The sequence below is a fragment of the Kitasatospora sp. NPDC048715 genome, from assembly GCF_043198905.1.
GTDB lineage: Bacteria > Actinomycetota > Actinomycetes > Streptomycetales > Streptomycetaceae > Kitasatospora > Kitasatospora lactacystinica.
The window spans coordinates 138,398-160,202 of the sequence record NZ_JBICVH010000003.1 but is presented as its reverse complement, the minus strand read 5'-3'; the positions used below and the strand labels follow the sequence as shown (position 1 = coordinate 160,202).

17 protein-coding genes are annotated in these 21,805 nt (G+C 73.0%); 12 read left to right on the top strand and 5 right to left on the bottom strand.

Annotation, left to right across the window (positions count from 1 at the left end):
• Nucleotides 1-23 precede the first annotated feature (23 nt).
• Nucleotides 24-3,701, top strand: coding sequence for an ATP-binding protein (locus ACGFSC_RS07415; RefSeq protein ID WP_359898844.1), 3,678 nt, complete (start codon nt 24-26; stop codon nt 3,699-3,701).
• A gap of 91 nt (nt 3,702-3,792) precedes the next feature.
• Complete coding sequence (locus tag ACGFSC_RS07410; protein WP_359898842.1) at nt 3,793-4,416, top strand: hypothetical protein; 624 nt, start codon at nt 3,793-3,795, stop codon at nt 4,414-4,416.
• Here the strand turns inward: ACGFSC_RS07410 and ACGFSC_RS07405 are convergent, their stop codons facing one another.
• The 3 genes from ACGFSC_RS07405 to kdpB all read right to left on the bottom strand — a co-directional run bounded on the left by ACGFSC_RS07405 (nt 4,417) and on the right by kdpB (nt 8,438).
• Nucleotides 4,417-4,878: a hypothetical protein gene (locus ACGFSC_RS07405; RefSeq protein WP_359898840.1), complete on the bottom strand. Its 462-nt coding sequence runs from the start codon at nt 4,876-4,878 to the stop codon at nt 4,417-4,419. It abuts the gene before it with no gap.
• 628 nt (nt 4,879-5,506) lie between these two features.
• Nucleotides 5,507-5,992 (bottom strand): universal stress protein, encoded by a 486-nt coding sequence (locus tag ACGFSC_RS07400; protein WP_359898838.1) that lies wholly within the window; start codon nt 5,990-5,992, stop codon nt 5,507-5,509.
• A 274-nt stretch (nt 5,993-6,266) separates the two neighbouring features.
• Nucleotides 6,267-8,438, bottom strand: a complete 2,172-nt coding sequence (gene kdpB, locus ACGFSC_RS07395; RefSeq protein ID WP_359898836.1) for a potassium-transporting ATPase subunit KdpB — start codon at nt 8,436-8,438, stop codon at nt 6,267-6,269.
• 308 nt (nt 8,439-8,746) lie between these two features.
• On the opposite strand from kdpB, the gene ACGFSC_RS07390 reads away from it, so the two are divergent.
• The 5 genes from ACGFSC_RS07390 (at nt 8,747) to ACGFSC_RS07370 (ending at nt 13,477) form a co-directional block, all read left to right on the top strand.
• Nucleotides 8,747-8,920: a hypothetical protein gene (locus ACGFSC_RS07390; RefSeq protein ID WP_359898834.1), complete on the top strand. Its 174-nt coding sequence runs from the start codon at nt 8,747-8,749 to the stop codon at nt 8,918-8,920.
• A 76-nt stretch (nt 8,921-8,996) separates the two neighbouring features.
• Entirely contained in the window at nt 8,997-10,361 is a 1,365-nt protein-coding gene (gene lysA / locus ACGFSC_RS07385) for a diaminopimelate decarboxylase (RefSeq protein WP_359898833.1), read from the top strand.
• A gap of 104 nt (nt 10,362-10,465) precedes the next feature.
• Nucleotides 10,466-11,290 (top strand): DUF2785 domain-containing protein, encoded by an 825-nt coding sequence (locus ACGFSC_RS07380; protein WP_359898831.1) that lies wholly within the window; start codon nt 10,466-10,468, stop codon nt 11,288-11,290.
• 205 nt (nt 11,291-11,495) lie between these two features.
• A complete protein-coding gene (locus tag ACGFSC_RS07375) occupies nt 11,496-12,230 on the top strand; it encodes a hypothetical protein (RefSeq protein ID WP_359898829.1) in 735 nt (244 codons plus the stop codon).
• A gap of 20 nt (nt 12,231-12,250) precedes the next feature.
• Nucleotides 12,251-13,477 carry a radical SAM protein gene (locus tag ACGFSC_RS07370; RefSeq protein ID WP_359898827.1) on the top strand — a complete coding sequence of 409 codons (1,227 nt, stop codon included), beginning with the start codon at nt 12,251-12,253 and terminating at the stop codon, nt 13,475-13,477.
• Nucleotides 13,478-13,548: 71 nt separating this feature from the next.
• Here the strand turns inward: ACGFSC_RS07370 and ACGFSC_RS07365 are convergent, their stop codons facing one another.
• Nucleotides 13,549-14,142 (bottom strand): hypothetical protein, encoded by a 594-nt coding sequence (locus tag ACGFSC_RS07365; RefSeq protein WP_359898825.1) that lies wholly within the window; start codon nt 14,140-14,142, stop codon nt 13,549-13,551.
• 423 nt (nt 14,143-14,565) lie between these two features.
• On the opposite strand from ACGFSC_RS07365, the gene ACGFSC_RS07360 reads away from it, so the two are divergent.
• From ACGFSC_RS07360 to ACGFSC_RS07340, 5 genes are all read left to right on the top strand, one after another.
• Nucleotides 14,566-15,912 carry an extracellular solute-binding protein gene (locus ACGFSC_RS07360; protein ID WP_359898823.1) on the top strand — a complete coding sequence of 449 codons (1,347 nt, stop codon included), beginning with the start codon at nt 14,566-14,568 and terminating at the stop codon, nt 15,910-15,912.
• The gene (locus ACGFSC_RS07355) at nt 15,909-16,823 is read left to right on the top strand and encodes a sugar ABC transporter permease (RefSeq protein ID WP_359898821.1); all 915 of its coding nucleotides are present in this window, start codon (nt 15,909-15,911) and stop codon (nt 16,821-16,823) included. The genes ACGFSC_RS07360 and ACGFSC_RS07355 overlap by 4 nt, the downstream gene beginning before the upstream one ends.
• On the top strand, nt 16,820-17,770 hold the full coding sequence (locus ACGFSC_RS07350; protein WP_359898819.1) for a carbohydrate ABC transporter permease: 951 nt from the start codon (nt 16,820-16,822) through the stop codon (nt 17,768-17,770). Before ACGFSC_RS07355 ends, ACGFSC_RS07350 begins: the two co-directional genes overlap by 4 nt.
• Nucleotides 17,771-17,772: 2 nt before the next feature.
• Nucleotides 17,773-19,590: a glycoside hydrolase family 36 protein gene (locus ACGFSC_RS07345; protein ID WP_359898817.1), complete on the top strand. Its 1,818-nt coding sequence runs from the start codon at nt 17,773-17,775 to the stop codon at nt 19,588-19,590.
• A 136-nt stretch (nt 19,591-19,726) separates the two neighbouring features.
• On the top strand, nt 19,727-20,893 hold the full coding sequence (locus tag ACGFSC_RS07340; protein WP_359898816.1) for a LacI family DNA-binding transcriptional regulator: 1,167 nt from the start codon (nt 19,727-19,729) through the stop codon (nt 20,891-20,893).
• Here ACGFSC_RS07340 and ACGFSC_RS07335 read toward each other — a convergent pair.
• Nucleotides 20,890-21,717 (bottom strand): DeoR/GlpR family DNA-binding transcription regulator, encoded by an 828-nt coding sequence (locus ACGFSC_RS07335; RefSeq protein WP_359898814.1) that lies wholly within the window; start codon nt 21,715-21,717, stop codon nt 20,890-20,892. The two genes, ACGFSC_RS07340 and ACGFSC_RS07335, sit on opposite strands and share 4 nt — an antisense overlap.
• Nucleotides 21,718-21,805: the final 88 nt, after the last annotated feature.

The following is a 21,805-nucleotide window of genomic DNA, read 5'->3' as shown; positions in this document are numbered from 1 at the left end:
CGGCGAATACGGTGAACGGCCCGGTGCACGGGACGGTCGTGCAGGCCGGGAACATCGAGAACCTTTTCCTGGACGGGAGCCGACCCCCGGCAGCGTCCGTCCGGGCCGACAAGTGGGTGGATCTCGTCGCGAAATCGCCCACCTGGCGGCACGTACGGGAGGACCAGGACACCGAGCCCTACAAGCGCGTCGTACTGGAGGCCGTCGGCGAGCTGGCCCGGCTTCGGGACTCGGTCGAGATGGCGGACGACCCCTGGCAGGACCCGGGCATCGCGGAGCGCTTCGCCAAACGGGTCGGCTGGCTGCTCGGCGAGGAGCCGCTGAAGCTCTACCCGGCCGAGGCGGCACTGCTGGCCGTGCTGCCGTTCCTCTACCGGGTCCGGTCGTTGAACCTGGCGGCGGCGCGGTCCGCCGTCGGGCCGACCGACCTGGCGCCGTCACCCGAGCCCGACGCCGACCGATCGGCCTACGAGCAGTTCATCGAGTCCTACGACCTGCTCGTGGGCCGCACCCGAACCCGCCCCGCCTCCGCCGTCCCCCTCGGCTGGTGGCTCTTCCACCGCTGGCTCGACCAGCACGAGGATCTCGCCGACCCCGAGGGCGTCGGCGAGATCCTGGACCGACTCCCGATGCTCGCCGACCTCGGCGAGACCTTCGCGCCCAAGCGCGTCTGCGCACTGCTGCACGGCCTGCGCCGGGGCCCCGACGTCGGCCACCACGACTACATGTCCGGCCTCAGGGCGGACAACCACCTGCGAGCGCCGGGCGAACAGTACGTTCGGGAGCCACGGTTGGCGCTACTGCTGGCGCTCGCGTACGGGACCGCCATCGAGATGACCGCTCTGCCCGAGATCGTCGCCGAACACATCGGTATCCCGGAGGAGTACGAGGTCCACCTCGCCGACCTGCGCCGGACGTTGGACGAGGCTGTGTGGGGCGGCCCCTACGACCTGCCGGTCCTGCGCGCCGAATGCCACCACGAGGCGGTGGTCGAGAGCCTGCGCGAGTACACCGCACGGGCCGACCAACTCCTCCACACCGTCCGCTGCGTCCTCACCGATCACCCGCTCCCCGCCCGGCTCAGCGCCGACGACGCTGCCTCGGCCGGCAAGGCCTTCACCAGTTGGGCGAGGTTCCGCCTGGACGAACGCCGGGTGCGCAGCCTGCTGATGGGTATCGAGCTCTACCGCGACCGGGACCTGGCCGTCCGCGAGCTCTACCAGAACGCCCTCGACGCCTGCCGTTACCGGCGCGCCCGCACCGAGTTCCTGGACCGCACCCACCCGCTGGCCGACTTCCGCTACGACGGGCTCATCCAGTTCCGTCAGGACGTGGACGAGGACGGCCGCGCCTACCTGGAGTGCAAGGACGACGGCGTCGGCATGGGGGAGGAGGAGTTGAGAGGGGTCTTCTCCAACGCCGGCGCCCGTTTCGCCGAGCAGTTGGACTTCAAGCTGGAACGCGCCAAGTGGCGAAAGGTCGACCCGCCCGTCGAACTCCACCCCAACAGCCGTTTCGGCATCGGAGTCCTGAGCTACTTCATGCTCGCGGATGAGATCCGGGTGACGACGTGCCGCATGGACAAGGAGGGCCTACTGGGCCCGAACCTGGGCGTCTCCATCTACGGTCCCGGACACCTCTTCCGGATCCTCCCGTTGCCCGAGCCGGCTCGGAAGCCCGGTACCACGGTGCGGCTGTACCTGCGGGAGGACATCGACCTCGGCTCGTCCTGGTCGGCCCTCGACGTCCTCGAACGCCTCCTGGGCATCGCGGAGTTCCGTACCACGGCGGTGCACGGCGAACGGGATGCCGAGTGGAAGCCCGGGATGCTGCGGACCAGATGGATGCGGTCGGAAGAGGAATTCGGGTTCCAGGCTACGGGCACGGTCGTTCCGTGGGAGCACGCTCCCGACGGCGCGCAGGTGACGTGGTGCGAGCACGGCGGAGCCCTGTTGGTGGACGGTCTGTTCGTCCGGCCTTCGGCGTCGGGGGAGTTGGTGAGCCCCACCAAGGGCCTGGCGGGGGTCGTCGTGAACCTCTCGGGAGCGTGGTCGCCGGGCAAGCTTTCGGTCGACCGGCGCCTTGTCATCGATGACGTGTCCCACCACGTTCGTCGACTCCTGGAATCGGCGGCGGTCGATCTGGTTCGGACCGACTCGACGTTGCTGAGCATGAAGTGGCTCGTGGGCCTGACGCTCGGGAATGTCGGCGTCGCCGATGTCGTGGCTGCCGAGTGCGTCCGGCAGGGGCAACGGTTCGAGTACCACGGATTCGAGTTCGACACCCGACGGACGGGGTGTTGTCCCGTGGACGTCGACCTGTTCGGCGCGGTGGGAATTCCACAACCCGTTGGAACCAGCGGGATGGGGCCGGTGTCCGGTGCGCCGGACGACTGCGTGGTCCTCTGGAGGCTCCTGGCGCACGACCGGCGGCAGGAGTTGGCGGAACTCGCGGAGATCTGGCCGCCACTCCTGGCTGCTGGCCGTGGACGTGTGGCGAAGCCCTCCGATCAGCTCGCCATGACAGTGGTCCGTGGTCGCAACATGAGTCGCTGGAAGCGCTTCCACGAGGCGGGCCGGGTGGACGGCGTCCCCGCGACGGACGGTCGGCCGGTCACGGTCACCGAGTTGGTGACGGCGGCGGACGAGCGGGCCGACCCGGTAGCCGTGGTGGCCGCGGCTTGGGTGCGAGCGGGGGTGGACGTTCCCCGGGCCGTGCTCGACCTGGCGCTTGCCGTCGAGTCGGACCGGGTGTTCCTGAGAGAGACCGACGAGGGACGGAGGTTCCGCGGGTGGCCGGAGCCGGGTGAGGCCGTCGCCCCCGGGTACCTGGCCAAGGCCGGCGCCGTGCTGGGTGTCCCCGTCGCCGAGATCGCCGAGGCCATGGCGGCGTACGGACTGGAGGCCGATCCCACGGGACTTCCCGACCTGCCGTCGAACGACGTGGCCGTGGTGCTCAGCCGCCACCTCGACGGGGCGTGGCCGTGGCTGAGCCGGGCGCACCCCGTTCCGGTCGCCCATGTGCTGCGGGTGGCGGACAGGACGGGGAGCGGGATCGCCGAGGTGCTCAGGTCCTTCGCGGGGTTCGGGTTCCCGATCCCTCGGCTGCCGAGCGATGCCACGACGGAGGATCTGTTCCTCTTCGACGGAACATCGGGGTGGGGCGATCCCGTGGACGTCCACTTCCGGTTCGCGTTCTCCCTGCTGAGGTATGACGCCATCTCCTTGGAGGAGTTGGTCGAGCGGTACCGCGCCTACGGATCGCCGGTATTCCTTCCGGGCCCGGCCACGCGTCTCGATCGGGCGCTCTTCCAGCCCGGCAGCGTCATGGACTGGGATGACCTGGCGATGGGGGAGACGGTTCCCTTCGCCAAGTTGATCACGGCGGGGTACCGCCTCGACCGGAGTCCGGGGGAGTTGGCCCGCCATCTGAGGTCCCGGGGGATTGCCGTCTCCTGCGACGACCTGCCTCGGGAGCTGACGCACCGGCAGGCCCTGGAGATCGTCGGAGAGCTCGACAACAGCCCGCACATGGTCGGCAAGGGCATCTCGTTGGCGACTCTCCTGGAGGTCTCCCGGCGAACCGGCCGGCCGATCGCGCAGATCGTCGACTGGTACCGCGAGTGGGGCATCGACGTCCCCGACGTCGCCGAGTCGATCCGCGACGCGCTCGCCCGCGTCCCCATGGCCGACCCGTCCTGAGCACCGAATCCACCCGTGAACAGGGCTGCTGTGTTCCCCCTCCTTGTTCTACAGTTCTGTAGAACTGAACGAACGGTGATCGGGGACGAGCATGGACAGGTCGCTTCGGCTGCCGCAGCAGGATCGGGCGGACTTCGAGACGGAGCTGGGGCGAGCGCTCTCCGCGCCGCAGGTGCGGGCGGCTCTGCGGGCGGGCGGGGACGAGCTGCGGGGGGTGGAGCGGTTGCGGCGGACGGCGCGGGAGAACGCGGAGTTCGTGCTGGCCGCGGCGGCGCCGGAGTACGAGCGGTATGCGGCGTTGCGGGCGGACGCCGATGCGGTGGCGCGGCTGCCGGTGGCGGCGCCTCCCCGGGAGCGGGCGTCGGGGTGGTGGGGGGTGCTGGGGGTGGTCGTGCCGATCATCGCGGTGACGGCGGCGGTGATCTTCCTGCTGCTGGGCCTCGTGCTGGGGCTGGTGGAGGACCTGGAGGTGCTGGCGCACGCGCTGGTGGAGGCCGGTTGGGTGTCGGCCGGGGTGGCCGCGGTGAGTCTGCTGGTGGGCGGGCTGGGGCTGCTGGGGGCGGCCCGGGCGAGGGGTGCGGAGGCCGGGGAGGCGGCGGACGGGCCGGGGGAGCTGGTGCTGGCGCGGGATGCCTGGCGGTCGGCGCTGGCGGAGCGCGGGCTGGTGCCGTACCTGGTGGCGCAGGCGAACGCGGAGACCGGTCGGCGGCGCTGATCAGGCCCGGTCGAGTCTCGTCGAGCGGGCGGCGTCGACCAGGAGCTGGGCGGCGTCCGGGGGGATGGCGAGGCGGCGGGCGATCCAGGGGGCGGGGCGGCCGGCCCGGGCGAGCATCCAGGCGGAGTACAGGTGGCCGAGCTGGGGTGCGTTCTCGGCGAGCAGCAGGGGGCGGACGGCCTCCATCGGGAAGCCTTCGAGGGCGCGGGCGCTGTACTCGCGGCCGTTGGGGCCGGGTGGGGGCAGTGGGAGCGGGCGGCGGAGGTCGATCCAGCGGCTGAGCAGCACCGCGCCGACGACCAGCAGGCCGGTGCCGGAGGCGCCGATCAGGATGCCGCCGATGACGGGGCGGTCCTCCTCCTCGGCCATGCCGAGGGCGATCTCCTCCAGGACGAGCAGGCCGAGCACGGTGAGCAGTACCGCGGCCTCGGCGGGGCGCGGGTGGGTCCGGGACGTCGTCATGCGGAACCTCTTCCTCGGCGGGGCGGCCGGGGGTTTCGGGCGGGCGCGGCGATTCACCTTCCGTACAACGGCGGTGGGCGGCCCGGGGCACGCGTCACGGCTCAGGCGGTGAAATCGCGGATCATCATTGACGGGCCGTCAAGTATGCGATGTGGGCGGCAGGTTGGCCGCGGCAGGTGGGCCGTCCTGCGGAGGTCGGGGCCGCGCCTCCTTCCGGTCGGGAGCGCCTGGGTGGCGTTTTCGTCGACGGGGCGAGGGGCCCGACCGCGGGCGGGCTTCGGGTCAGCATAGCCCGGGCATGTCACCTTCGACAGGCTTGTCGAAGGTGCGGAACCCGGGCTGCCGGTGGGCATGTCGAGGGGTGGTGGCCCGGCTACTTTGAGTACGGAGCTCCGTTTCCGCGGTCGGGGCCACGGAGGTGGGGAGGCCGGGGCCGGTGGGGCTCGCAGGTTGCTGCGACACCTCCAACTCGGCGGCGAGGAAGCGTACTTGCCCCGTCTGCCGCCCTGCATGGCCGAGCGCCCACCCGCGCGCCCGGGCGTGGTGGCCGGGGCGCGCGGGTGGGCGCTGAGGGTGGGGCGCTCGCAGGTGGGACGGCTGGGGCGTTCGGGCGCGGGGCGGCGCGTCGTCAGCGGGCCAGCAGGGGGAGCGGGGCGCCGGTGCGGGCGGGCAGTTCGAGGCGGGTGAGCAGGGCGGAGGGCGAGACCTCGATCACCCGGCAGCCGGCCCGGTGGCGGCAGTGGCGGGCGACGGAGCCGTGCCGCAGGCGGTCCAGGCGGCGGCGGGTGGCGGCGCCGAGGACGAGCAGGTCCTCCGGGCCGGTGACGGCGCCGACCAGGGCGGGGCCGGGTTCGGCGTTGACCACCAGCGGGTGGATGACCAGGCCGGACGGGTAGCCGCCGTAGGCCTGTTCGAAGGCGATGTCGAGGCGCCGGCGGGCGGCGTGCTCCAGTTCGGAGGGCGGGCGCCGGCCGTCCCGCTCGATCGCGGTCCAGGCGGCGACGGGCACCAGCATCGCTTCGTGCCGGGCTGCTTCGCCGACGGCGTGGTAGAGGGCGGCCAGACTGCTCAGTGACCCGCTCAGGCCGACGATCACTCGGGTGGTCCCGGTCATGGCCGTTCGCCTCCGTCTCTCCGGCGACTCTCTCCATCGGGCTCCGCCGGTTCGGCACTCCTTGCTTCGGATGACTCAAGTGAACCCCGGAACGGACGCCTCCGTACCGCCGCTGACACCACCATGACGCAGGTCGCACACATCTTGACGGCCTTCTGACACGGCCCGTCGGCGGCGGTGCGGCGGGATTTCCCGGCCGGTGTCTCCCGGCCGGTGTCTCCCGGCCGATGCCTCCCGGCCGGTGTCTCCCGGCCGATGCCTCCCGGCCGGTGTCTCAGCCCAGCCCCGGGACGAACTGGATCAGCAGGTCGATCGCCTTGATGCCGAGGAACGGCAGTACCAGCCCGCCCAGTCCGTACACCCGCAGGTTGCGCCGGAGCAGGTCGGTCGCGGAGGCCGGCTGGTAGCGCACGCCGCGCAGGGCGAGCGGGATCAGGGCGACGATGATCAGCGCGTTGAAGATGATCGCGGAGGCGATCGCCGAGGTGGGGCTGTGCAGTTCCATGATGTTCAGGTGGTGCAGCCCGGGGTAGGCGTTCGCGAACATCGCGGGGATGATCGCGAAGAACTTGGCCACGTCGTTGGTGATCGAGAAGGTGGTCAACGCGCCTCGGGTGATGAGGAGTTGCTTGCCCACCCGGATGATCTCGATCAGCTTCGCCGGGTTGGAGTCGAGGTCGACCATGTTGCCGGCCTCCTTGGCGGCCGGGGTGCCGGAGTTCATCGCGACGCCGACGTCGGCCTGGGCGAGCGCGGGGGCGTCGTTGGTGCCGTCGCCGGTCATCGCGACCATGTTCCCGGCGGCCTGCTCGCGCCGCAGGTGGGCGAGCTTGTCCTCCGGGGTGGCCTCGGCGAGGAAGTCGTCCACCCCGGCCTCATCGGCGATGGTGCGCGCGGTCAGCGGGTTGTCCCCGGTGACCATGACCGTACGGATGCCCATCCGCCGCAGCTCGGCGAAGCGTTCGGCGATGCCCTCCTTCACCACGTCCTTGAGCTCGACGACGCCCAACGCCCGTGCGCCGTGCCGGTCGTGGACGGCGACCAGCAGCGGGGTGCCGCCGGACCCGGCGATCCGGTCCACCAGCGGCTCGGCCTCCATCGGCAGCCGTCCGCCGGAGTCCACCACCCAGCGGGCGACGGCGCTCGCGGCGCCCTTGCGGATCAGGCAGGTGGTGCCGTCCGGCCAGGTGAGGTCCACGCCGCTCATCCGGCTGTGCGCGGTGAACGGCACGGGCCGCTGTTCGCCGAGTTCGCCGGGGGAGCGCGGCGGCACCCAGTACTGACGGTTCGTCAGTTCGACCAGTGACCGCCCCTCCGGTGTTCCGTCCGCGACGGAGGCCAACTGGGCGGCCTCGGCGAGCTGTTCGGTGGTCGCGCCGGGCAGCGGGTGCAGGGCGACGGCCCGGCGGTTGCCGTGGGTGATGGTGCCGGTCTTGTCGAGCAGCAGCACGTCCACGTCCCCGGCGGCCTCCACCGCCCGGCCGGAGAGCGCGACCACGTTGCGCTGCACCAGCCGGTCCATGCCGGCGATGCCGATGGCGGAGAGCAGGGCGCCGATGGTGGTCGGGATGAGGGCGACCATCAACGCGACCAGCACGATGGTGGTTTGCGGCGCGTTGGCGTAGATGGCCATCGGCTGGAGCGACACGACGGACAGCAGGAAGACGATGGTCAGCGAGGCCAGCAGGATGTTGAGCGCGACCTCGTTCGGCGTCTTCTGCCGGTCGGCGCCCTCGACCAGGGCGATCATCCGGTCCACGAAGCTCTGCCCGGGCCGCGAGGTGACCCGGACGACCAGGTGGTCGGAGAGGACCTTCGTCCCGCCGGTGACGCCGGTGCGGTCGCCGCCGGACTCCCGGAGCACCGGCGCGGACTCCCCGGTGATCGCGGACTCGTCGACGGCGGCGACGCCTTCGACCACCTCGCCGTCCCGCGGGATCACCTCGCCGGCCGGCACGAGGACGATGTCGTGCAGCAGCAACTGCTCGGCGGGAACGACCTCGTGGCGCAGGTCGCGGGTGCCGACCCGCCAGTGCGGCAGCCGTCGCGCCGTGGTGGTGGACCGGGCGCGGCGCAGCGATTCGGCCTGCGCCTTGCCGCGGCTCTCCGCGACGGCCTCGGCCAGGTTGGCGAACAGCACGGTCAGCCAGAGCCAGAAGGAGATCACCCAGGCGAAGACGCTCGGGTGGAGGACGGCGCTGACGGTGGTGAGCGCGGAGCCGCACTCGACCACCAGCATCACCGGGTTGCGCGTCATGGTGCGCGGGTGGAGCTTGCGGACGGCGGCGGGCAGTGCCTCGGCCAGCTGGCGGCGGGTGATCAGCCGGCGGCGGACGCCCGGCGAGGTGGGCCGGTGGCCGAGCGGCGGCCCGGGCGCACGGTCCGGGCGCCGGAACAGGTTCTGCTGGTCGGTGGTGTCCGGGGTGGTGAGGGCCGAACGGCGCATCGTCTCGGGGACCTTCCGGGCCGCCCGGTCGGGTGGGGCGGCGGTTCGGTGGGGCTGCGGGGACGGCGGACAGCCCACCACCGGAGCACCGGGGGACATGCCCGCCTTGACGAGGCCTTGGCGGCGCGGCGGCCGTCCTTGACAGACTCCTGACACCGCGGACGGGCCGCCGCAGGACCACTGTCAGGAGGGCGTCAAGGACCGGGCCCGGGACGTACGTCATGCGTCAAGGACGGGTGCGGTCGGTGTGCGGAGGGTCTCCACTGGAGGTGTCCGGCCGTACGGGCCGCCGCTGGAAGGGACCTGCCATGACCACTGTCACCGCCGTCGTCGACGTCGACGAGCCGCTGGAGCGGACGATCCGCCCGGTGGCCGTCGCCTGGCGCCGGGACCGCCCCGGGCCGCCGGAACCGGCCCCGGCGGCGGACCGGGAACGCACCCGTCCGGCGCACTGCCGGTTCGCGATGCACTACGAGGACTGACACCCGGACCGACACCCGGACCGACACCCGCCGGAGCACCCCGTCGCCCACGCGCCCGCCCACAGGAGTAGCCGCCATGACCCAGCTCGTCGCCCGGCCCGTCACCGCCCCCGCCCCCACGTCCGTCACCACCTCCGCCGATGCGCTCGGCGGCCCCTGGCCCGCCTCGGCGCGGCCCGGCCGGGGAGGCGAGGTGCTGGTCGGCGGTGTGGGACTGGCGGAGGCCGCCGAGCGGTTCGGCACCCCGCTGTACGTGCTGGACGAGGCCGAGGTCCGGGGCCGGGCCCGGGCCTACCGGCGGGCGCTGCCGCACGCCGAGGTGCTGTACGCGGCCAAGGCCTTCCTGTGCAGCGCGATGGCCGACTGGGTGGAGCAGGAGGGGCTGGGGCTGGACGTCTGCTCGTCGGGCGAGCTCTGGCTGGCCGTCTCGGCCGGCTTCCCGGCGCAGCGGATCCTGCTGCACGGCAACGCCAAGTCCCCGGAGGAGCTGCGGCTGGCGCGGCGGCTGCGGGTCGGGCGGATCGTGATCGACGGCCCGGCGGAGATCGCCCGGCTGGCCGCGCTGGTGGCGGCGGACACACCGCAGAAGGTGCTGGTCCGGGTGGTTCCCGGGATCGCCGCCGGGCACCACGCGGCGGTGCGCACCGGGGTCGGCGGGCAGAAGTTCGGGTTCCCGATCGAGGGCGGTGACGCGGCGGACGCCGTCGCCCGGGTGCTAGACCAGCCGGGCCTCGAACTGGCGGGACTGCACTGCCACCTGGGCTCGCAGATCACCTCGGTCGAGCCGTACCTGCTCGCGGTGGACGCGCTGGTGCGGCTGCTCGCCGAGGTGCGGGAGCGGCACGGCGTGGAACTGCCGGAGCTGGACCTCGGCGGCGGCCACGGCATCCGCTACCTGGCGGGGGACGAGGCGCTGGACCTCGCCGGGTTCGCGGTGCGGGTGACCGACCGGCTGGCGGTGCGCTGCGCGGAGGCCGGGCTGGAGGTGCCCCGGCTGATCGTCGAACCCGGTCGCGCCGTGGCCGGTCCGGCCGCGGTGGCCGTGTACCGGGTGCTGTCGGTCAAGCACTCGGCCGACGGCCGCTGCTTCGTCGCGGTGGACGGCGGCATGAGCGACAACCCGCGCCCGGCGCTGTACGGATCGCCGTACGCGGTGCGGCTGGTCGGCCGCCGTTCGGAGGCGGGGGAGGCGAGGGTGGACGTGGTGGGCCGTCACTGCGAGGCCGGGGACGTGCTGGTGCGGGACGCGGCGCTGCCCGCCGACCTGCGCCCGGGCGACCTGCTGGCGATGCCGGCGGCCGGTGCGTACCAGCTGTCGATGGCGTCCGGCTACAACCTGGTCGGCCGCCCCGCCGTGGTGGCGGTGAAGGACGGCCGGGCGCGGCTGCTGATCCGGCGGGAGACGGTCGAGGACTTCCGCCTGCGCGAGGTCGGCCGCTGACGGCTGACGGCTGACGGCGGTTGCGCGGAAAGTCGGCCGGGCCGACTTCCCGCGCGGAAAAAGCAGGTGGGAGGCCCTGTCCGCCGTTGATAGGGTCCCGCCCCGTGACGAACTGGCGCGAGATCCACGAGAACGACTGTGCACTCCCCCCGGGGCGCGGGCTGGACGACCTGACCGCGGAGCTGGCGGAGGCTCTGGGGAGCCCGGACCCCGAGATCAGGGACGGTTACCCGTACGCGGTGCTGGACGCCTGGATACGGAGCGGGGTGATCGACCGCGAGCGGTGTCTGGCGCTCGGTGACCTGATGGCGGAGCGCTTCACCGATCCGCGGATCGAGGCGCGGACCTTCGCCCCGCTCGTCCTGAGGATGATCGTGAACCGGGGCGGTGCCGGGCCCGGGTGGCTCGACGCGTTCGCCGCCTGGTACCGCGCGGAGGCCGACCTGCGGGGCCGTGACGACACGCTCGGCTGGCTGCACGCGGTGGCGCACGGCGCGGACCTGCTGGGGGCCTTCGGCCTGCGGCCCGAGGTCGACCCCGGACCGCTGCTCGGGCTCGCCGCCGAGCGCCTGCTCGCCCCGACGGAGTACCTGTTCGCGGAGCGGGAGGACGACCGGCTCGCCAAGGCGGTGGCCCTCGTCCTCACCCGCCCCGACCTGACGCCGGAGCGGTCGACCGCCTGGCTGGCACCGATCGCCGAGGCCCTCGGCCCGTACGAGTACGGGCCGATGCCGGTCTGGGCCTCCAACGCCGTCCGCACCCTGCGGGCCCTGTACCTGCTGGCGGACCTCGGGGTCTGCGCGGAGCGCGGCGGCCGCCCCGTCCCGCTCGCCCACGGCGAGGTGGTCAAGGCCCGGGTGGCCGAGGTGCTGCGCCTGCCGCTCCGACAGGCCGGGGACGGGATCCCCACCCGGTCCGAGGGCGCCTGACGCGTCCCCCAATGTGACTGAACAGGACAGCTTCTGTCGGTTTGTCATCCCTGACGCATGAGGTAATTGATGCGAACTCGACCATTTGTGGCGGGCCGCTGTTAGGCTGCGCGACTGAATACGAACTCTCCACGATGTAAAAGGACTTGGAAGAGAGGGTGAAGGATCGCTCCTTCGCCGCCGCCGCCGACACCCGAGGAGCCACGTGAGACCCGAAGACGTCCCCCTGTTGTTCCAGGAGTTGGCCCGCGAGTTCGCCGACGTCACCGACATGTCGGTGGCGGCGACCGGTTCCCTCGCCCGCGGCGACCACCGCACCGGGCCGAGCGGAGACGTCGTCTCCAACCTCGACCTGGTACACGTCGTGGCCGAGGACGCGGACGTGCCGGAAGTCCGCGACGTGGTGGGACGGAGGATGCGGCGGATCTCCGACACCTTCCGGATCGAGACGACGTCCGTCATCGCCAGGCTCCCGGCGTTCCGGCTGGCCGGCCACGCCCACTACCGGATCAGCATGAGGCCCGAGTGGTTCTGCGACGGCCTCGCACTCGGGCCGGAGGGCTTCGACCTGCCGGGCCGCGACGACGGCGACCCGCACGGGGCACTGGCCTGGATGATGCAGCCCGTCCCCTACTACCTGGCGAAGGCGACGGCCGTGGACCCGACGACCAACCTCGCCAAGGCCCGCAGGGCCGCGACGCGGCTGGCCGACCGGTTCGACCTCAAGGGGGTGCGCGACGGCCTCGACGACCTCCCGCACGCCCTGCGCGCCCTGATCGCCGAGCGCGGCGTCACCCCGCTCGAATCCACCGCGCGCTACCTCGCCACCCCCACCCACCCCGCCGTCGCGCAGCTCGTCCGCGACGCGGTCTTCGTCGAGAGCATGGGCCTGTCGTCCGCCGACTCGATGGTCGTCCTGCTGCCGTCCGCCCCGAACTGACCACCACCGGAGAGCACCTCATGTCCACCCGGCAGCACGTGGAGATCCTGCCCCCGCACCCCTTGCGGGCCGGCTACGACAGGTCCTTGGAACGCGGGTCGATAGCCGACGACTTCCAACGGCGCCTGGAGCCCGCCAACTTCAACCCGGGCTACCTCGGCGCCCTGACCGAGCGGGTCGAACTGGCCCTGGGCCGGGACCCGGCGGACGAGGCCATGCGCTGGCGCCTGGCGTTCCTGCTGCTCCAGAACAACGCCACCGCGGCCGCCGTCGAACGGGCCGAGGACCTGCTCGCCGGAGCCGTCCTCCCGCAGAGCCGGCGGCTGGCCCACCTGGTGGCGGGGATCCGGAGCCGGGCCGGCCGGCCGCGCACCGGACGTGGCGTCCGGCGGGTCAACTGGTCGATCAACAACCGCTGTCCGATGTCCTGCCAGGGCTGCTACAACCCGTTCGCCGCGGAGCAGATCGACCTGGCCCAGGCGGACCGGATCATCGCGAAGCTGGCCGCGCACGGGACCACCGACCTGGTGCTGGCGGGCGGCGACCCGCTGCTGTGGCCGCCGATCTTCGACGTGGTCGACCACGCGATCGCCGCCGGCCTCAAGGTCGGCCTCGACACCACCGGATACACGCTCACCGCCGAGAAGCTCGACCGCCTCCGCGGCCTGTCCTCGCTGCGGCTGCCGCTGGACGCCGTCACCGCGGACGTGCAGCGGGCGTTCCGCCGCAGCCCGGACGCCGACCTCCTCCGGGCGCTGCTGGAATCCCTCGCCCTGTGCGACGCCGAGGGCTTCGACCGGGTGCGGGTGCACACCGTGGCGAGTGCCGAGAACCTCCACCAACTGCCGGAGCTCGCCGCCGAGATCATGTCCCACCCTTCGGTCGCCCAGTGGGTGATCTTCCAGTGGTGGGGCCGGCGGGCGTCGCCGGCCACGGTCCGCAGGCTCGGGGTGGCGGTCGAGGACGTCCGCGCGGTCGTGGACGGGATCCGGCGCGACCACCCCGGCCGGGAGATCCACCTCGCGGAGAGCAGCGAGCGGGAGCTGCTGAACTGGATGATCCAGTCGAGCGGGCAGGTCGTCACCTTCGGGTCGGGCGCGGAGGAGGAGTTCATCCTGGGCAACCTCCTGACCGACGAGGTCGAGGAGATCCTGACCCACCCGATCCTGGACTTCGAGGCCATGTCCCGCGGGATCCCGGTCACCCCGGGAACGCGCTTCCCCGGCGCCGACGGGGGCGCCCCGTAGGCGGCGGACCGGACCTGCCCCCTCGCCGACGGGCACCGGGTGCTGCGCGGTGCCCGCCGGCGGCGGTCGGATCAGGCGGCGAGCAGGTACCAGCCCCCGAGGCCGCTGCACATGCTCGCGTTGTAGGTGCCCGCGCGGAAGCCGGCCGGAACGGGCTGGTAGGGGCACATGTACTCGCCGACGCGGGCCAGTTGCTGGTACCACGAGCCGATGTTGCCGCAGCCGGAGTTCATGTGGCCGGTGAGCACGTAGCCGGGCGGGATAGGCGAACCCGCGCAGGTGTACTGGCCGTCGCGGGGCAGCTCCAGGTACCAGTAGTCGATGCCGCTGCAGCCGGTGGCGTTGTGGAGGGTGATCACGTAGCCGGGGGGAATCGGAGAGGTGGCGCAGGTCCAGATGCCGTTCTGCACGGGCTGGATGTACCAGGCGCCGGCCTTGTTGCACCCGCTCGGCTGGCGCTGGGTGATCACGTAGCCGTCCGGTACGGGCGTGCCGGGACAGACCCATCCGGGGGAGGCCTGGGCGGCGGCGACCGGTGCCGCCGCCGGTGCCGCACCGGCCGTGCCGGCGGCCGTGCCGGTGAGGACGGCCACCAGCAGGGTGACCACCCCCACCGCGGCGGCGAGCCGGCCCCGGACTGCCGCCGTCCATGAACGACCGAGCACGTGGCGATACTTGATGTTCACTTCTCACCAGTCCAATCGACGGGTCCGCGAAGCGCCGCGCGATGGCCGTACGACGCCGTGCCGCGGAGCTGGACCGACCCTAGTCGGACGGACGGTGGGGCCGGTCGAGACTGGACGAATACATGACAAACCTGGCCGGAAACCGACCCGGACCCCTCCCGCCGGGTCGAGTCACCCGCTGATAACGGAACGGTTGCGGAGCCCGCCGTTCCCCTCTCCAGGGCTTGACGGCACGGGGAGGGCGGGCGTTTGCTGTGTCCGCTCGTTCGAACCTGTTTGGTTCTGGTCTGTTTTGTGTGTTTGAACGTTCAAACGGACCCGAGCGACCCCCGCCGCACCTGTCACACCCACCACCCCCTGCGCATCACAGCCTTCCGGCGCCACCCCACCGAGAGGAATGCAATGTCACACCTTTCTCGTCGCGACCTTCTCCGCGCCTCCGGAGCCGGCCTGCTGGCCGTCGCCGCCGGCGGCACCCTCGCGGCCTGCGGCGGCGGCTCCGGCTCGGGAGGCGCCGCCGGCGGGGACGCCGACACCGGCACGATCACCGTCTGGTCCTGGGCCACCGCCGCCGACGCCCTGCGCGGCATCGTCCCGGCCTTCGAGAAGGACAACCCGGGGATCAAGGTCGACGTCCAGGACATCGGCGAGCCCGCCATCTGGGACAAGATCACCGTCGGTCTGGCGGCCGGCGGCCAGGGCCTCGGCGACGTCCTCCACATCGGCTGTGACTACCTGCCCGGCTACCAGGAGAAGTTCCCCGGCGGCCTGGCCGACCTCTCCGCGCTCGGCGCCGACGCCCACAAGGACAAGTTCGCCAAGGGCCTGTGGCCGGTCGTCACCGGCAAGGACGGCCACGCCTACGCGCTGCCCTGGGAGGTCAACGCGCTGGGCTTCTTCTACCGCAAGGACTACTTCGACAAGGCGGGCATCGACCCCGAGACCTTCGCCACCTGGGACGACCTGCTCGCCGTCGCCGACCGCTTCAAGGCCGCCAACCCCGGCATCGCGCTGATCGGCGTCAACCGGGCCGCCAACCCCACCCCCGACCTGGACTTCCTCCAGGGCCTGATGCAGCTCCAGGGCGCCTTCTACTTCGACCTCCAGGGCAAGATCACCGTCGCCTCGGAGCCGGCCGTGCGGGCCCTGACCATCATCAAGCGGCTGGACGAGGCCGGGCTGATCGGTGACACCCCCGGCGTCCAGAGCTGGCAGCCGGTGATGAAGAGCGGCAAGCTCGCGGTGGCCGCGATGCCCACCTGGGTCGCGCACTACCTGGAGAAGAAGTTCCCCGACCAGAGCGGCAACTGGCGCCTCACCAAGCCCCCGGCGGTCACCCCCGGCGGCAAGCGCACCGCGCTGGTCAACTCCACCCACCTGGCCGTCGCCGCCTCCAGCCCGCGCCGCCGCGCCGCCTGGAAGTTCGTCGAGTACGCGCTCACCCGCACGGCCTCGGTCAACACGATGTTCAACGCGGGCGGCGTCTTCCCGGCCCTCACCGAGGCCTACGCCGACCCGATGTACGCCGCGCCCAGCGCCTTCTACGGGGGCCAGGCGGTGCTCAAGACCTTCACCGACCTCGCCATCGAGGGCGGCGACCCCACCAACTACTCCGGCGACTACGCCCGCGCCCTCAAGCTCGTCAGCGACGCCCAGACCAAGGTCCTCCTCAAGGGCGCCGACCCGGCCGCCGTCCTCCAGGACGCCGCCAAGCAGCTCGCCCAGCAGACGGGGCGCGGTATCGCATGAGTGCCGCCAGCCCGACCTCCGCCGCCCTCGCCGGGAAGGCCCGGCCGAGCCGCCGGCGGCGCACCGCCCTGCCGTACCTGCTGCTCGCCCCGGCCCTGCTCACCTTCGGCGTGTTCAAGGCCTACCCGATCATCGAGTCGCTGTGGCTCTCCTTCACCACCGGCGCCGGCGCCGCCACCCGCAGCGCCGGCATCGCCAACTACCAGCGGCTGCTGGACGATCCGCTGTTCTGGACGGCCCTGCGCAACACCGGCGAGATCCTCGTCGTCCAGGTCCCGCTGATGCTCGGACTGGCCCTGCTGATGGCCGTCGGCATCAACTCCGCGGTGGTGCGCTGGCGCACGGTGTGGCGACTCGGCGTCTTCATGCCCTCGGTCACCGGCCTGGTCGCCACCGGCGTGATGTTCGCCTACCTGCTCAAGTCCGACGACGGCGCGGTCAACTGGGTGCTGAACGCCGTCGGCCTGCCCTCCGTCGACTGGCTGGGCCAGCCGGTCTGGGCCCGGATGGCCGTCGTGGTGGTGCTCACCTGGCACTACACCGGCTACAACGCCGTCATCTACCTCGCCGGACTCCAGTCCATCCCGAAGGAGTTGTACGAGGCCGCGATGGTCGACGGCGCCGGTCCGATCCGCCGCTTCACCTCGATCACCGTCCCCGCGCTGCGCCCGGTGCTGCTGTTCACGGTCGTGCTCTCGACCATCGGCACGCTCCAGCTCTTCGACGAGCCGTACGTGCTGACCGGCGGCGGGCCGGACAACGCCACCCTGACCGTCTCCATGTACCTGTACCAGAACGGCTTCCGGTACTTCGACTTCGGCTACGCCTCCGCCATCGCCTACGCGCTCACCCTGATCGTGTCGGTGCTCGGCGCCCTCCAGATGCGCCTGATGGGAGAGCGCGACAAGTGACCTCCAAGACCACCACCCCCCAGACCACGACGCCCGGGACCACGACGCCCGGGATCACGACGCCCGAGGGCGCGACACCCCGGAGCGCTGCGCCCGGGGGCGCGACCCCCAGGAGGGCGAACCCCCTCAAGAAGCTGCGCGGCTGGCCGCTCACCTTCTTCCTGGCCGGCATCACCGGGCTGTCGATCGCCCCCTTCTACTGGCTGGTGGTCTCCGCCACCCGCAAGGACACCGAGGTCTTCGACTGGCCGCCCAAGCTGCTGCCCGGCGGGAGCCTCGGCGAGAACCTGAGCCACCTCCAGCAGAAGATCGGCCTGCTCCGGGTGATCGGGAACTCCGTGCTGGTGGCGGGGGTCCAGACGCTGGGCGCCCTCGTCGTGGCGCTGCTCGCGGGCTACGCCTTCGCCAAGTTCCGCTTCCGCGGCCGCACCCTGCTGTTCGCACTGCTGCTGTCCACCCTCGTGGTGCCCGAACAGGTCACGCTGGTACCGCTGTTCAAGATGATGACGAACTTCGGCCTGCTGGACACCTACCAGGCGCTGATCCTGCCCGGCCTGTGCGTGCCGTTCGCCATCTTCCTGATGCGGCAGTCGCTGAGCAGCCTGCCGGACGAACTCCTGGACGCCGCCCGGGTCGACGGCGCGGGCGAGATCCGGGTGCTGTTCAGCGTGGTGGTGCCGGTCATGCGGCCGGTGCTGGCGGCGCTGTCGATCTTCCTCTTCCTGGGGTCCTGGAACCAGTTCGTCTGGCCGCTGATCGCCCTGCGCAGCCCCGAGATGCACACCCTGCCGGTCGCCCTGGCGACGCTGCACGGCAACAAGTCCAACACCGACTACGGCGCGATCCTCTCCGGCACCGCGCTGTCCACCCTGCCGATGATGGTCCTCTTCCTGGTCCTCCAGCGGCAGTTCATCTCCGGCCTGCTGGCCGGCGCCACGAAGGGCTGACCATGACCGAGAGCACGACCGAGAACAGGAACGAGAGCACGACCGGGAGCCCGAGCGGGAGCACGGGCGGGAGCACGGGCGGGACGACGACCGGCACCGACGACGTCTGGGAGCCGCACGCCCCCACCGCCGCCGGCGGCCTGCGCCGGCTGTACGCCGACGGGCTGGACCTGCGGGTGAGCGGCACCGGCACGGCCCGGGGCATCGCCGACGGGGTGGTGGAGGTGACCGCCGAGGGCGCGGGCGAGGTGCGGATCGAGTGGCGCGTGCCCTGCGTGGACGCCACCGCCCTGTGGACCCCCGAGCCGCGCGGCACCGGCCGGCTGCCCGCCGCCTGGAGCGCCCCGCGCCGCACCTCGCTGGCCAACGGCGCGCCGATCGCCGCGCTGGTCGGCACCGGGGACGTCGCCCTGTGCGCCTTCGCCGCCGGGCGTCCGGACGTGCTGACCGGGGCCGGAGTGGTCGAGGAGACCGGCGAGTTCCGGTTCTGGGCCCAGGCCACCGACCGGCTCACCGTCCGGATCGACACCTCCCGCCGGCACTTCGGGCGCGCCCTGGCCGACCTCGCAGCCTGGTGGGGCGAGGGCCGCACGGCCGACATCCCGGACGCCGCCCGCCGCCCCGCGTACTCCACCTGGTACTCGATGCACCAGGACATCACCCCCAAGGGCGTCGAGACCCAGGCCGCGCTCGGCAAGGAGCTGGGCCTGGACGTGATCATCGTGGACGACGGCTGGATGACCGCCGACCGCACCCGCGGCTACGCCCACTGCGGCGACTGGGAGCCGGTCTCGCTGCCCGACACCGCCGCCCACGTGCGGCGGGTGCACGACCTCGGCGTGCGCTACATGCTCTGGTACGCGCTGCCGTTCATCGGCAAGGACAGCGCCGCGTACCGGGAGATCGGCCACCTCGCTCTGGCCGACGCCGCCCACATGGGCGCGATCGTCGCCGACCCGCGCCACCCCGAGGTCCGGGCCTTCCTCATCGACCGGCTCGCCCGGGCCGTCGAGGAGTGGGGCATGGACGGCCTCAAGGTGGACTTCGTCGACTGGTTCGCCCGCGCCGCCGAGAGCGCCGACGCCCCGCCGGCCCGCCCCGGCGCGGACTGCGCGACCGTCGACGAGGGCGTGGAGCGGCTGCTCGCCGGGATCCGCGGCCGGATCACCGCCGCCGACCCGGAGGCGATGATCGAGCACCGCCAGCCGTACGTCAGCCCCGGCCTGTGGCCGTACGCGACCATGATCCGCGCCACCGACTGCCCGCTCAGCCCGCAGGAGAACCGGCAGCGGACCGTCGACGTGCGGCTCGCGGCCGGGCCCGTCCCCGTCCACGCCGACATGCTGATGTGGCACCCGGGCGAGCCGCCGGAGCAGGTCGCCTGCCACCTGATCAACGTGCTGTTCTCGGTGCCGCAGATCTCCGTCGACCTCGCCGCGCAGAGCGAGGCCCAGCGCGAGACCATCGCCTTCTGGCTCGGCGTCTTCCGCGAGCACACCGCCACCCTCCAGCTCGGCGAACTGCTCCCGGCCCGCCCGGACCTCGGCTACCCGATGGTCACCGCGCGCGGCGCCGACACCGTGGCGGTGGCCCGCTACGCCGCACTGCCGGTGGACGTCTCCGGCGGGGACTGGCACACCCTGCTGGTCGCCAACGCCGACGCCGACCCGGACGTCCGGCTCACCGGCGGCCGCGGGCAGGTGGCGGTGACGGTGCAGGACGCCCGGGGGCGTATCGTCCGGCAGGGCGAGGTCGAGCTGGACCGGGCGGACGCGATCGTGGTGCCGCGCGGCGGACTGCTGACCCTGCGCCGGGCCTGACCTCGCGTCGGGCCTGCCCCTGCGCCGGGCCCTGACCCCGCGTCGGGCCCGGTCCCGCGCAGGGCCCGACCCGCTCGGGGCGGCGGACCGGCGCCGGCCCCGTCGTCCCGAGCCCCGACCACCCCTGGAGGACCGCATGCCCGAGGGACCGCACCGGCCGCGCCGTGGCGCCGCCACGATCGAGGAGGTCGCCCGGGCGGCCGGGGTCTCCCGGCAGACCGTCTCCAACACGCTGAACGCGCCGCAGCGGGTCCGCCCGGAGACCCTGGAGCGGGTGAACGCGGCGATCCGCGAACTCGGCTACCAGCCCGACCAGTCGGCCCGCTCGCTGCGCAGCGGTGCCCGCCGCACCATCGGCTACCTCGCCCCGGTGGACGACCCGCTCGACCCGAACCCGCTGATGGCCGGCTTCCTGGAGGCCCTGGTCGACGCGGCCGGGGCGGCCGGGCAGCGGGTGCTGCTGTTCCGGCCGGGGCAGGGCGCGGCCGACCCGGCGGCGGCGATCGACGAACTGGTGGCGGCCCGCCAGGTGGACGGACTGGTGCTGGCCGACGTGCTGCACGAGGACGTCCGGATCGCCCATGCGGCCCGGCTCGGCGTCCCGTTCGTCAGCTTCGGACGGACCGGGCCCGGGCAGCCGCAGCACTGGGTGGACATCGGCAACGAGGCGGCGATGGCCGAGGTGGTGCGGCACCTCGCGGCGCTCGGCCACCGCCGGATCGGCTACCTCGGGGCCGCCGAGGAGCTGCCCTGGATGGCGGCGCGGCGGGCCGGGTTCCTCGCCGAGGCCGACCGGCTCGGCCTGTCCGCGGTGGCGACGGGCACGGCGAGGGCCGGGGCCGTTGACGGAGCCGGTGACGGGGCCGGGGGAGCGGCCGGGGGCTCCGTGACGGCCTCCGTACGGGCGCTGCTGCGCGGGCCCGACCGGCCGACCGCCGTCGCGGCCGGCAGCGACCTGCTGGCACTGGACGTGTACGAGGCGGTCCGGGCGGAGGGGCTGGTGATCGGGCCCGGCGGGGTGGCGGTCACCGGGTTCCACGACACGCCGCTCTGCCGGCACCTCCATCCCGGGCTGACCTCGGTCCGGCTGCCGCTGCGGGCGATCGCCACGGCGCTGGTCGGCCGGCTGCTGGACCAGGTGCGCGGGCGGGCGGCGCCGGGCGAGGGGCTGGAGCTGCCCACCGAGCTGGTGGTGCGGGGGAGTTCGGGCCGCTCCGGCGGGACGCAGCGACCCGGCTGGTCGGGCTGGTTCGGCGAGCCGGGCCGGTCGGGTGAGTCGGGGCGGCCGGACCGGTCGGGCTAGCCGGGCCGGTTCGTGCGGTCCGCCGTCGCCGCCACGATCAGCTCGCCGACCATGCCCGCGGCGGCCGCCCGCTGCTCGGCGGGCAGGGCGTCGTCGGTGACCAGGACGTCCAGCTGGTCCAGGTCGGCGAAGGTGGCCAGGCCGACCGCGTTCCACTTGGTGTGGTCCGCGACCACGACCACCCGGCGGGCCGACCGGAGGAAGGCGCGGTTGGTCTCCGCCTCGGCGAGGTTCGGGGTGGTCAGCCCGGCCTCGGGGGAGAGCCCGTGGCAGCCCAGGATCAGCAGGTTGACGTGCAGGGAGCGGATCGCCCGGTCGGCCACCGGCCCGACCAGCGCGTCCGAGGGGGTCCGCACGCCGCCGGTGCGGATCACCGTGGCGGTGGCCGGCGTGCCGTCCTCGGCGGGCTGTTCCAGCAGCTCGGCGATCCGCAGCGAGTTGGTCACCACGGTCAGGCCCTCGACCGCGCGCAGGTGCCGGGCGACCGCGAAGGTGGTCGTCCCGCCGGCCAGCCCGACCGCCGAACCCGGCGGGACGAGCGCGGCGGCGGCCCGGGCGATCGCCTCCTTGGCGGGCAGCTCCCAGTGCGCCTTGGTCTCGAACCCGGGCTCGCCGGTGGCCGGCGCCTCGACCCGGACGGCGCCGCCGTGCACCTTGTGGACCAGGCCCCGGCGCGCCAGCGCGTCCAGGTCGCGCCGGACCGTCATGTCGGAGACCCCGAGGTCGCGGACCAGCTCGGTGACCCGGACCCCGCCGCGCTCGCGGATCTGCTCCAGGATCAGCACGCGGCGCTGTCCGGCGAGCGGTTGGGCGCTGTCAGCCATCGGGAGGCCTCCTTCGAGCACTTCGGCCACGTGCTCATGGTGGATAATGTTTGAGATTGTAGCTTTCTGTTGATTTACCCATGTCCAA